This window comes from Cytobacillus gottheilii, from assembly GCF_001636345.1.
GTDB classification, from domain to species: domain Bacteria; phylum Bacillota; class Bacilli; order Bacillales; family Cytobacillaceae; genus Cytobacillus; species Cytobacillus gottheilii.
Genome location: NZ_KV440945.1, coordinates 4,532,506 through 4,544,932 on the forward strand (window position 1 = coordinate 4,532,506; position 12,427 = coordinate 4,544,932).

Here is a 12,427-nt window from a genome sequence, read left to right on the forward strand (position 1 = left end):
TCTGAGGGTGCTCACCCTACCCTCTATTCCACCCGTTTTATATGTTGTGTTCAACTCAAAAAAACCCGAAACAATTAGGGAGCATAAAGTTCCACTAATGGTTCGGGCTTATCAAGATTAAAATACTGTCTCAATCTTATTTATTAAGCATCTGGAAGAATAGATTCGTTTTTAATATAAACAGGCAACTTTATAAGAACCGCCTATTCTTCTTCAATATCTTTTTCTGTATTTAACTTCGTGATTAACAATTTATCTAACCTTGCTCCATCCATATCAATTACTTCAATCTCTAAATCTTCTACCTGAATGGTATCTTTTATTTTAGGTAAGTTTCCAATTATGTATGCGAACAGTCCGCCGATTGTATGATAATGACTTCGATCCTTTAAAAGTGATGAGTCCTCTAAGTCGAAGTATCGGATAAAGGCATCTATGGAAACAAGCCCATCTGCCAGCCATGTATCCTCATTTCTTTTAATAATTTGCGGAACCTCTTCGTCATCCTCCGGCATGTCCCCAACAATATTTTCAATAATATCATGAAGAGTTACAAAGCCTTCTATGCCTCCATATTCATCTGTTACTACCGCTTCATGTTTGCCGGACTTTTTTAAGATTTCCAACACGTGAAATACTTTCATATATTCGGGAAGAATGTGAGTATCTTCAATACAATCAGCCAGATCAAATTTCTCTCCTCCAGCCACTTTCGATAAGAGGTCTTTTGTATGAATAATCCCAAGAAAACGATCTAAACTTCCTTTTCCAACTGGGAACTTAGAGTGTGGGCTTTCATTTATCATTTTCATGTTTTCCTGAAACGAATCTTCAATATCCAGCCAAATAAGCTTGGTGCGAGTTGTCAGGATATCACTTAGGCGTTTATCTCCTAAATAAAAAACCTGCTCGACGATATCCTGCTCTATTTCTTCAACCACACCGCTATAAACACCTTCTTCAATTAGCTGTGTGATTTCTTCTTCCGTTACATTTGGTTCATTGTTTGGTTTAATCCCTAAAATTTTCAGAAGAAGTTCAGTTGATTTACTTAATATCCAAATGAGAGGCCGTCCAATTTTTGAAAAATAATACATCGGCTTCGCAACAGCACTCGCAACTTTCTCAGGATTTCCTAAACCAATTCTCTTAGGAACTAATTCACCAATAATTAACGATAAATAAGTAGAGATCCCAACGACAATAATAAAGCTTAACTGGTAGCTGTAAGGAGCAAGAAATTCAATCTGTTCTACATAAACAGATAACTGGCGGGCAATCGTTGCTCCTCCAAAAGCACCTGTAATGACACCAATTAAGGTAATGCCTATTTGAATGGTTGATAGTAATTGATTAGGATCCTCAGCTAATTTCAATGCATATGCTGCTTTATTATTTCCTTCATCACGCATTCTCTCAAGCCGGGCTTTCTTAGATGTTACAATGGCAATCTCTGTCATCGCAAAAAGACCATTCGCCACTATAAGAATCAATATGATTAAGATAGATATGCCTATATTGTCCAAGAGATTTCACCGTTCTTTCATATGATTTTATATACTTAATATCTCTTGAGTGCTGTTTAATTATCAAAATTTCCTTTTTAAATATATTTCTAAACATCTGTTTCTATCGGCAGTGAAGAAGGCTTAGCTCTCTAAATTAAATTCGGCTATTCACACCATCTAAACGCAAAAAAGCACCAATTCTCAAGAAGAATCAGTGCTTCTTATTATTAGAGCAATTATGAAAACCTGCTAGCAGCTCCTTGGAAGTGTGTTTTTCAAGTTACAATATTCCCCTTACCGAAGTGCTATGTAAGTTATCCAATTACTTTGGCTATAATCTTGAAGAAGAGTTTTATCTTAAAATGAGAGAAATCAGAGAGCGTTCAGTCTAGTGTACCTAACGGAATCTGTACATAAAAGCAAAGTCCTCTAAGGAGACCCTAGAGGACTTTTTGTCCTCGAATTTTAATAACGTTCCCCCGCTCCACTTCCCCCTTTCTTCCTCAATCGCTTCTCCCTCTAAGGCTCACGCCCTTTTCCCACTCTCTTCCTCTTTCATTTAAAGAATAATAACGTTCCCGCTTTTTTCACGCTTTTTCCTCATTTATGTACGGACTTTTCACTAAATCCGAGATAATAATAATGTTCCATAGTAGGCGTAAGGTTTAAGGTTTAGGAGCGGGTTCCCCCACATTTGCTCCTGCTTTTTCTTCTTCCTTTTTCGTTGCGAAACCCTGTTGAATCTTTCTTTCTCCCGCTTTTCTTCATGCTCTTCCTCATGCTTTTCTCGCCTTTTTCTCCCTTTCTTTTTCAAGCAAAAAAAGACCGAAGGTCTGCTGAATCGGATCAGGAAACCTTCGGTCTTGGAATCTTATTTTTATTTAAAGTACGTTATTTTTGTTTAAGGAACGGTTATAAAATTTTGAGACATAGTAGTGATTAGGTTTAAGGAGTAGTTAATCAATGATTGCTTCTTTATCTGAATTTCTTAGAAAGTCAAATAGTAATTTGATTTGAGATTCCGTATTTCTGTTTAAAGATAGGTTAGGCAAATTATCTTCGAAGTAAAAATCTATACCTTTTGTTTCCACTCCTACAGTTGCATACCCACCCACTATTTCACATTGAATAAACAATTTGTAATAATGGTAGGGTTGAGGTGGATGGGGATGTTTATTCATGTCTAATAAAGCAAGTAATTTTGTAGGGATTACATCGTAGCCCGATTCTTCTTTTATTTCTTTTACAATGTTTTCTTTAGGTGACAATCCTATATCACAAAACCCTCCAGGCAAAGACCATCTATCGTCAATTTTTTCTCTTACCATTAAGATTTTATCATCTTTAAACACAACACCACGAACATCTAACTTAGGAGTTTGATATCCTGTTTCATTAGTAAATAAATCTTTGATTTTTTGCATTTCTAATCCAGTATATTCTTCCATGATCTCAGCACTTATTTTTCGTAACTCTTCAAAGCGTTCAATGTCATAAACATCTTTTGAAAAAGTTAATCCCGCTTGAGATAATGATTGAATTTTTTTTGCCCACTCCAACCACTTATGACTCATTTGGAACACCCATTTTTATTAATTCAAGAAATTCAGCTACACTTTTAAAGAAAGAATCAGGTTCAATAGTAAATTTCGCCGTTTGATAATCAGGCAACCATTGAACTCCAACTGTATAAACATTTGCCTTTGTACCTGCCTCGATATCAGCATCACTATCTCCAACAAACACTGCCTCACTTCTGTCTATACCTAAATCAGATAAAGCCTTAATCACCCCTTCAGGATGCGGTTTTGGGTTTGTTACATCATCACCTGTTATAGTAACATCAAATAAATCTTCCATTTGTAGAGCTTTTAATGAAATATCCAAACTCCTCTTTGCCTTTCCTGTAACAATTCCTAACTTTACTCCCATGTTTTTTAAATACTGTAATAGATCATCTATTTCTTGATTATGTTCTACTAAATCTTCATGAAATGCTGTATAGGTTTCATAATACATTTCAATTGCTTGTTCTTTATTTTGATGACACAGATTCTCTCTAATAATCCCCGTTTCAGAAGGCCCAAACATGGCTTTAATCTCTTCTGTCGAAAGTTCTCTATTATCAAACTCTCTAAATACTTTTTTGAAAGCACAATAACAAATTGGTAAGGTATTCGCTAAAGTTCCATCAAAATCTATGATTACCGCTTTCATATGAACACACCCTTTCAATTTTTCTTATATAAAGGGTTTCTCAGTCTCCCCCTTTACATCCTGTACTATGCAGTCTATTAAGTTTATTGGTGAAAAAGAGCATTCTTTACAAACCCTACTATTAAATGCATTCACTAAAAAAACAAATGAGTAACATTCCCTATGAAAATCATCGAATTGATTCTGTTTGACTTATTTATTTTCATCGTATTCAATAGTAGGACCCCATCTCATACTTATTAATTCCTTAATATTTTTTTCTTCAGCAAGTCTAATTATCAATTTTATGTACCTTTCGATATTTCCTTATATCAAACTCTTAATCCTCCAATCAATCCTTCTTCGCTATAATAATTTCTCCATAATAAATTCATCATACGGTAGCTCAGGTAGAGGCCGTTCTCCTACAATCTTGTATCCCCTCTTTTCATACATTTTTAACAAATAAGGATGTCCTTGGGCTACTGTCAATCTCAATGTCCTTTCACCCATTTTTAATAGTTCTGATTCTCCATATTCCATTAGGCTTTTAGCAATTCCTTTACCCTTATAAATAGACTTTACTCCTAATCTACTTAATACATAACAATTCCACTCACTGCTATATTTAAACCTCACAACACCTACAGCTTCGGAAGAGTTAGCCAAACGAGCTATGTATAATATAGTTTCTTTAATCCAATCTTCAACCTCTTTTGTCGTTACTTTTGATGCACTTGTAGGAAAACCCATTTCTTCATTTTCAGAATAGGCATCATGATAAATTGTAACTAAAGATTTTGTATCACTTATTTTTGCACCTTCAATTAATATCTCCATCTCTTTATCTCCTTTTAAAATCCTGTTCTGGTAAATACATTTCATATCTATTGATATTAAGATTTAAGGTTTTGAGGTTACTTTAGCAAACACTACTCATTTGTAGAGAAATTCCTGTATCTTTATTCATTTGATGTTATTCTCTATTTTTGTTTAGAGCTTTATTTAGAGCCTTTCTTAAAATAAAATCTTGAATTGCTGGCCCCTTTAAAGGCCTTTTTCCACCATTGACTTTTGACCAAATTCTATCCTTGTTGTCAAAATAAACAATAGTCGAATCAATCGGTGATCGAATAAGAATTTCAACGATGTATAAATCTGATAGCATTTCACTGTTTTCATCATAAACTTGATGAAATTCTATTGCATAGGAGTTAGGAGATACAGAAGGTTGTACAGAATCAGAAATCTTATTATTTACTAATTGTCTTATATCATCTTTTTCATCTCTGCTTAATAGTACACCTTTTACAATTAGATCGTCTGAAATACCAAATAAAACTCTTCCCCCATCATCATTTAGAAATGCGACTGTGTACTCAATCACCTTATCTTTTATAATATCTCTCGCAATATCATTCTCTCTTATTTCTTTAAACTCATATTCATAATCCTCTTCTTGATTAAACAATGATCCTTTAACAAAGGTTGGTAATTGCAGAGTGGAAAGTTTTTGAAAACCCCTTTCATCCATAAATGTATTGAATGACCACGCTTCAGAAACCTTTGTCATTGTCTCTATATCAAGTGTTGTTATCCTTTCTCTTAGACGTTCTTTGTCTATTGTCCGAACTTGTTCTAATAATATGATACTTCTTTTACTAAAATTATGTTTATCGTTTTCTATTACAACATGGGTTGGAAGTTTTGGTTCACTAATTTGTGCAGTTATTGCAACAACAATTACACATGTAGAATGTTTGTTCATAATATTATTGGAAACAACTAATACTGGTCTTAATCCTCCTTGTTCACTTCCATGCACAGGAGATAAATCAGCAAAATACACTTCACCTTGTTTAACCATATTTCATTCTCCTCGTTGCTTACAATAATTTAGTATTACCACTCTAAGGGATCTATTGTTACTTCAATGATTTCAATTCAATCCTTTTAATTTCGTTCCAGTTGCTTTACAAGCAATCCATTCAAGTTTTGAAATACTATTTCTCTTAAATTTTCTACTCCCAAGAAATATTCAAAGTCTTTATATGCAGATGGGATATCACCAGGAGTAATATGACGGTTTTTAAATTTTCCGTAAGGCCCATCCGTTTCAATTAATATCCGTTCTAAAGGCACATTACTTATGAATTCTTTTCCCTTTTTTGACTTCAACATTGAAGGGTTTAAGGAAAAGTAATAACCAGACGCAAGGATGTCTTGTAATAAACTACTACTACCAGTGTACCAATGAAAAACAGCATATTTTACTTTATATTCATTTAAAATTTTTAAGACATCTTTTTCTGCATTTCTTGAATGAATAGACATTATTTTGTTGCCTTCGTTAGCTTTTTGACAAATGTATCGAAAGACTTTGATCTGTTCATCTCGATACTTGTAAAATCTTTTTGAGAAATCCAATCCAACTTCTCCTAAGTATTTTGTTTTATCTAACTGCCTATCAAACTCTTTTCTGTTAAATGGCTTAATTTCAACCATCTCTGGATGATACCCTAAAGCAATTTTGACATATTTTGAATCAGCAAAAGTTTCTTTAGACTTTCTATAAATTTCGGGGAAGTTTGTAACGAAAAGAGCATAAATTTTATTTGTGGTATAGTATTCGTAAACTTCCTTGTAGTTTTCGTAATAGTCAATATGAACATGGAAATCAACGTAATTCTGCATGCTGTTCCTTTAATCCCATGTATTTTTTTAACTCTCCATTATTTTTTCCATCTTCATACTCTACCATCGAAATTAGCTCTTCTATAGAAGTACGATATACACTTTCATAAGAGTCTAATTCAGCACTTGATAGCGGCCCTGGCTGTCGAAGTAATTTTCTAATAAAAACCGAGTCTTGTTCATTGTCTACGAATCTTCTAATTGTATATAACACAGCTTTTAAGTCGCTTGCTTTCCCATCAATCTTTAGATTGGTCTCTATAAATTCCTTGTCCAGTGAGTAATTAGAATTGTAATGATCATCAGTAAACCCATTGACAACTAATGACGCTCTTCTAATTAGACAAGGATAGCAGTACCCACAATTTAATGGCGGACTAATTCCGTCATACCTCGACTGACAAGGGTGGGAGCAAGACAATGTTTCTTTATAGTTGTCTTTAAAAACATTATTATTTTGATGTTCAGAAATAATTTCACCTTTTGACTTTGTTGAATAGAAATTTTCTACCTTATTACCTATCCCTATTTGAATAAGTAGCTGATTAACTAAGCCTATAAAATATGGATGGGTAGTTCTGGTACTACAACTTCCACTTCTACTTTGTGTCAAAGGAACGTTTATACCTATAAAGCCATTTTCAGGAATATAAACAGGTGTGTCTTTACCAATCATTGAAGCAACAGCAATTGCACCAGTAATAAAAAGAAACGATCTACTTCTACTTGTGCTTTCTCCAAACGTATTATTCGAACCTACATTTGACGGTCTTCTTGGGGAGACATTGAATTGGATAAAATCCATATTTTGCTCACTATATTTATCTTGAATTGACTCGATAAGAGTTTTTTGTCTTCTAAGTAGTAATGGGTATTCCTTAAACCCTACAAATAATGGGTTCCTACTACTTTCCATAAGCGTTAGAGCCCCGCAAAATGAATCCACTCCACCTGAAAACAATGAGACGCAATCAAAAGATGTAGGATCTTTAATATTATATTTTTTATTAACTTTATCACCTCTAAGCCTTTCTACCGTATGATAAAAAGAAATATTCCATGTGTCGCCACTCAGAAAAGAAAGTGTTTCTTCTAACTCGTTTTTAACGGAATTCCATTTATCAATTTCCAAAACAGGTATATGGAGATTTAATTCTCTACTCCATCCATCCTTTGCTGTTTTTCTTGGAATCTTTTTGTCGGTTGTAAAAACAGCTATTCCAACTAATAATAAATCTTCAACAACCTTTGATAAACTTGGTTGACTGAACATCCTCCATAAGTTCTCTACGTCTGTTTTAATATTTGATTTGTTGTTTTTTGATGTTAAGTTGTAAACCATACTACTGCCCGTTTCTACATCCTGTTCATTCTTTACGAACCAAATCCTGCTCATTCTGAATCACCCCACATTTCAAAGATTCCCCATATTTCTTCACACTTATTTTCGAGATATTGCCTTCCTTCTCTTCCCTTCCAATCAATATTCTTCAAGGCATCTGATTTGTAACTTTCCGAAACTGTAAGTCTAATAAACTCTTTTATTCTTCCCTGCATTTTTATAGCTTCTGTAATATCCTTACATAATGAATTTATTTTTTCAGCAAAGTTAGTAAAGAATGAAACCTCTACATATTTCGTTAAATAATCCTTTATGAATACTTCAGTTTCTAAATTTGTAAATGCGTCTTCGAGTTCTTCTTCACTTCTTACACTACCCATCATCTCTTCCATATACTCTTGCATCGCCTGGTTTGCAATGGATTGTTGAAGAGAATTTGTCCCCTCTGAAAAATAATCTATTAAACCTTCAAATACTGCTTGAGGCCCTTTGCCGATTAGGTGGGATAAACCCACTTGATCAAGGGCGTTATTTAAACCAATGCTTCTTACTAAATTCCCAAAACTTATTGCCTTAGAACCAGATGCTCCTATCGCTGTATTCCCTTCATTTCTTGAACCATTACTTCCACCAGTTGCCTTTGAAAAATTTGACATAGCCTTACCGATAGAGCTACCACTATAATTGTTTCGATTCATATTTGAGACAGCTCTCTTAGTATCAGTCCATAAATGACCAGTGGGCGGTAAATACCCTTTTGAAGTCCCCATTCATATCCTCCTAATAATTAATTCGGTTTTTCAACCCTTTCCCAAATCCCTACACTTACTACCTCTTCTTTAATAAAATGATTCTTAACCTCTTGGTAATGGTCGGCGTTCACCATTTTCACTGCATTAAACGTTAAAACTGTTCCAGGACTAAATTCTTCTTTTCTTAGTTTTTTAAACTCCTTGACAAGTTCATCTCTATAATTTGGAAATTGCTCATATATTAAAATTAACACTTTAATATAGGCTTCTCTGTTGGTCTGATATTTTGAGATAATGCCTTTGATAATTTTTGAATGGTCAAGGCTTTGGTCTTCGCTAAATTCAACAACTTTTTGTCTCCTTAACGATTCTTGTAATTCCTCGGTACTGATATCATTAACCCATTTTCTTTCTATAGAGGTTAGGTTAAGTAAGGAAACTCCCTTTTCTTTAATAGATTCCTTAGCCAAATAGAAATACTGTCTCAAATCTTGATCATAAAGATTTAATGGTTCTACTTTCACCCATTGCTGAACAATTGGTTTAAACCATAAACTGTTATACTTCTTCTTTACTATTTCAATTTTTGATTCATCAACATTTTCATCCATTGAAATCTTCTCTAATTCCTCTAATTCACTTGCATATCCTTCATTTTTTACCTGCCAAGTATATAATTCTCGAAAAAGTTCAATATGTGTATATTCAAGAACCATCAGTTTTGCCAAAATTCTTAAATCAAGATTAAGATTTTGAATATCTGATAGTTTTTTTCTAATGTAGAATGAATTTAAGAATCGCTTAGCCTGACGAGGATTTCCTTTTAACGTAGTTGAGATTACTTCAGCTACGCTTCCGAATACATCTAACTGTAGTTCAAAATCCTGTTTATTGAATCCTGTCTTAAAAACTTCTTCTAAATTATTTGTAGAGAAATCTAAAATCGAATATATTTCTTCTTGATTTATTATTTCTCCTTTAACGAAAATCTGACGTTCTCTTAATCCTAACAATAGCCTATCTAAATGACTCTCACTCAGAAACATTTCACTGACTAAGAGTAATAAATAGTTTTTTACATCAATGTCCGATAATTCTGGTATCCTAATAGGCATTTGTACAATTTTTTCAATATAGTCTTTCGAAATATCAAGTGTTGCATCGTCTATTTTGGGATATTTCCTTTGCACAGCGTAACTGACAACATCTTCGTCTATTGCAATGATAAAGGTTGTCTTCTTTACAGCTAAGAACAACTTTATTGCTTCCAGTGTGTCAATTATACGTTCAGGACTGCACCGATCTAAGTCATCTATAATGATGATAAGATTCTCTAAGTTGGAATCAGTCATCATTTGCTCAAATTCCTCTCGAAACATCCTTATATTTTGAACTACATTTCCTTCTTCAGATTGGTCTTTTAGAAATTCTTTTGCTTTCTTCATTCCCGCTAATGTTTCTTCAGCCTGTTTTTCATCTTTGGGTACAAATGATTTTAACCCATCAATAAGGAGTGGTAATGGATTTCCAAGTGTTGCACTTAACAGGTAGGGAATCCCTTTCTTAACAGCGTAACCACCAACTCTAAACCAATCCACTCTATCTCTGAGACTTTTAAGAGTACCACCAACTTTACTTTTTATATCCTCATTTTCTTCCAAAGATCTAAGTATAACTTCCATAAGTGCCGTTTTTGCATCATCATAACCTTCAAACATCCATGCATTAACAAAAACAGAAGTTATTTTCGGATTTTCCTCTCTTTTAATTTTCCCTTCTATCAGATTAAGTACCGTAGACTTTCCACTTCCCCAATTGCCAAAAAGTCCAATGGTCAATGGATTAACTCGTTCACTTAAAGCTATATCGTGCAATAATTCAGCATAAGGTTCGTAAGATAACATATCTATTTTTGAAGCATTATCCGCCCACATCTAAATCCCTCCTAATATCAAAGAACAAAACCATATTTATACATATTTTGACCTATTTCTACTGATTTGTCTATGTACTCTAAAGATTCGCACATAAAGAGACATATCTATAAAAGATATGTCTCTTTCAGAATGTATTCATCTACCAGTAACATGTATATTACAAGTCTGCTAAAATTCTATTAACAATTTCAGTCCATTTATTAGTTTCTTTAATTCCTGCACCTCGCAATATTTTCCATGACACTAAGACTTCACCTATAGCTCTACTTCTCTTGATTGCATAATAAATACGGCGGTGTTGAAACTTCTCAATGGCTTCAACCTTCTGATGTAGAAAAGATTTTGTCAACGGTAGTTTATCCAGCTTCTTTTCTAATAATGCTCTCTCTCCAATTAAATACCCAACCTTACCTACCGTAACTCGAACTGGCTTATTTTCTGGATTAAGAAGTTCTTCAACGACTTTAGTTACTTCTGCCAATATCTCTTCATCCCGCTTATTCCAATCGATTCTTACAGAGGATGCTCTTTTTAATGATTTGGGACTATTCGCTTTCAACCATTCCCTGTCCCTTCTATACAACCTCATATACAGAGCCTTATTTGCATCTCTTAATTGTTTGATAGACTTGTGTGAACATTCCTTTTGCATTGAAAGCCAGCTTTGCTGATCTTGCGTAACAAAGTTCTCAGTATTTTCAATTTCCAAGCCAGTTTCTTCTTCACTATTTAAAAATCGCCTTATTGTATTCGGATCTGCTCCCATTCTTCGAGATAACTCTCTTAATCCAATACCAGACTTTGAAAACTCCTGTAACTTCCTTTCCCATAGTGAACCATAGGATTTAACCCTTGTTCTTCGAAATTTATCCGCTTCATTTTGATCTGGCCCTCGTCTCGTATAGCTAAATTCACATTTAGGGCATGTAAACGTTCCAATGGGTATTTTAGTCTTTTCACATAGAGTAATAGATACGTTTTCGATTATAGGGACATTATAGTATTCGCAAACAATATTCTGGCATGGATAGTTTGGTTGACCAAATGGCTGAGGTAAACTCTTTTTAAAAATCTCTTCTATTGTCAACTCTAAAGCTAAAATTACTAATAGATGTCTTACAGGATGGAAGGACTTCCGATTTTTTTGAACTATTTGCGAAAGCCAATCTTGATTACCTCTTAATGGTGAATGGAAAAGGTGTAACACCTCTTCACTATAGATAGTCTGAAAATATTCTCTCCAATCTTTTTGTTTAACACGACCAGTATAATAAGCCAAACCCATATTAGCTAATTTATTTCTATACTTCTGATCAAACCATTCTAACGGATGATGTACATATGGCTGTTCCAATATCTGCAAAATACTCTTCTTCAACTTCTTGCAATGCATTATGTATTCCAATCTTGTTTTCTCGGCAACTCCATCAAGTACACTCTTTTTTGCAGAACAGTTCTCCAATGTAGGAATAGCAAATCGATGCTTATTAGAACCGACTACTTTTATGTCGCTGTCATAAAGGGGAGTATAGTGCTTTAAACAACAGTGTATCCCACTTATCTGATGGTTCCGATGCCAGTATAATTCACCGAACAATTCTCTATCTTCCTGCACACAGTCTTTGCAATAACGAAGAAATTCATTTTGCGTTACTGCACTTGCATTTAAGCCAGAACGAACGTAAACCCCTTTCCCATCATTACTACACATCTCTGTGTGAATGGTCTTAGCCCGCTCAAATGGTAAAAATGCCGAATTAAATAAAAATAAAGTATGCTGATGAATAACTTGTTCTTCATTCATCTTGGAGAAAGGTGGCATGTTTTTTATTAACGAGCTAATTCCTGAAGGCAAAGAAATCGAAGCTGTTAAGCTCCGATTAGAATACAGATCATCCAGAGTTCCTTTGTAACTAATGTTGCCACTCCTTACATAATATCTGGAACATAACGAAAATAGTAGTTCATCAGGATATGGAGTAGGAAAGAACAGCATCT

The 12,427-nt window shown here is 34.0% G+C and carries 10 protein-coding genes and 1 pseudogene; all 11 read right to left on the minus strand.

Going from position 1 to position 12,427, the window contains the following annotated elements:
- Window positions 1-203: 203 nt before the first annotated feature.
- On the minus strand, window positions 204-1,526 hold the full coding sequence (locus A6754_RS21980) for a hemolysin family protein (protein WP_066451095.1): 1,323 nt from the start codon (window positions 1,524-1,526) through the stop codon (window positions 204-206).
- A gap of 938 nt (window positions 1,527-2,464) precedes the next feature.
- Entirely contained in the window at window positions 2,465-3,082 is a 618-nt protein-coding gene (locus tag A6754_RS21985; protein ID WP_066451097.1) for an NUDIX hydrolase, read from the minus strand.
- On the minus strand, window positions 3,072-3,725 hold the full coding sequence (locus tag A6754_RS21990) for an HAD family hydrolase (protein WP_066451100.1): 654 nt from the start codon (window positions 3,723-3,725) through the stop codon (window positions 3,072-3,074). The genes A6754_RS21985 and A6754_RS21990 overlap by 11 nt, the downstream gene beginning before the upstream one ends.
- Window positions 3,726-4,070: 345 nt before the next feature.
- Complete coding sequence (locus tag A6754_RS21995) at window positions 4,071-4,544, minus strand: GNAT family N-acetyltransferase (protein ID WP_066451102.1); 474 nt, start codon at window positions 4,542-4,544, stop codon at window positions 4,071-4,073.
- 136 nt (window positions 4,545-4,680) lie between these two features.
- Window positions 4,681-5,277 (minus strand): ATP-binding protein, encoded by a 597-nt coding sequence (locus A6754_RS23330; protein ID WP_306806941.1) that lies wholly within the window; start codon window positions 5,275-5,277, stop codon window positions 4,681-4,683.
- Window positions 5,257-5,571, minus strand: a pseudogene (locus A6754_RS23335) (type II toxin-antitoxin system PemK/MazF family toxin); the annotation flags it as partial. The pseudogene A6754_RS23335 and the gene A6754_RS23330, both read right to left, overlap by 21 nt.
- Before the next feature lie 86 nt (window positions 5,572-5,657).
- Window positions 5,658-6,398 carry a TatD family hydrolase gene (locus tag A6754_RS22005; RefSeq protein ID WP_066451106.1) on the minus strand — a complete coding sequence of 247 codons (741 nt, stop codon included), beginning with the start codon at window positions 6,396-6,398 and terminating at the stop codon, window positions 5,658-5,660.
- Window positions 6,382-7,794: a Qat anti-phage system QueC-like protein QatC gene (qatC, locus tag A6754_RS22010; protein WP_066451108.1), complete on the minus strand. Its 1,413-nt coding sequence runs from the start codon at window positions 7,792-7,794 to the stop codon at window positions 6,382-6,384. Before qatC ends, A6754_RS22005 begins: the two co-directional genes overlap by 17 nt.
- Complete coding sequence (locus A6754_RS22015; protein WP_066451109.1) at window positions 7,791-8,510, minus strand: Qat anti-phage system associated protein QatB; 720 nt, start codon at window positions 8,508-8,510, stop codon at window positions 7,791-7,793. Before A6754_RS22015 ends, qatC begins: the two co-directional genes overlap by 4 nt.
- 17 nt (window positions 8,511-8,527) lie before the next feature.
- On the minus strand, window positions 8,528-10,426 hold the full coding sequence (locus tag A6754_RS22020; protein WP_066451110.1) for a KAP family P-loop NTPase fold protein: 1,899 nt from the start codon (window positions 10,424-10,426) through the stop codon (window positions 8,528-8,530).
- A gap of 160 nt (window positions 10,427-10,586) precedes the next feature.
- The gene (locus A6754_RS22025; protein ID WP_066451111.1) at window positions 10,587-12,425 is read right to left on the minus strand and encodes a TnsD family Tn7-like transposition protein; all 1,839 of its coding nucleotides are present in this window, start codon (window positions 12,423-12,425) and stop codon (window positions 10,587-10,589) included.
- Window positions 12,426-12,427 lie beyond the last annotated feature (2 nt).

Coding starts and splice junctions, on each gene's coding strand:
- A6754_RS22005 (WP_066451106.1), bottom strand. CDS start 6,398: ATGCAGAATTACGTTGATTTCCATGTTCATATTGACTATTACGAAAAC.
- A6754_RS22015 (WP_066451109.1), bottom strand. CDS start 8,510: ATGGGGACTTCAAAAGGGTATTTACCGCCCACTGGTCATTTATGGACT.
- A6754_RS21995 (WP_066451102.1), bottom strand. CDS start 4,544: ATGGAGATATTAATTGAAGGTGCAAAAATAAGTGATACAAAATCTTTA.
- A6754_RS21985 (WP_066451097.1), bottom strand. CDS start 3,082: ATGAGTCATAAGTGGTTGGAGTGGGCAAAAAAAATTCAATCATTATCT.
- qatC (WP_066451108.1), bottom strand. CDS start 7,794: ATGAGCAGGATTTGGTTCGTAAAGAATGAACAGGATGTAGAAACGGGC.
- A6754_RS22025 (WP_066451111.1), bottom strand. CDS start 12,425: ATGCTGTTCTTTCCTACTCCATATCCTGATGAACTACTATTTTCGTTA.
- A6754_RS23330 (WP_306806941.1), bottom strand. CDS start 5,277: ATGACAAAGGTTTCTGAAGCGTGGTCATTCAATACATTTATGGATGAA.
- A6754_RS22020 (WP_066451110.1), bottom strand. CDS start 10,426: ATGTGGGCGGATAATGCTTCAAAAATAGATATGTTATCTTACGAACCT.
- A6754_RS21990 (WP_066451100.1), bottom strand. CDS start 3,725: ATGAAAGCGGTAATCATAGATTTTGATGGAACTTTAGCGAATACCTTA.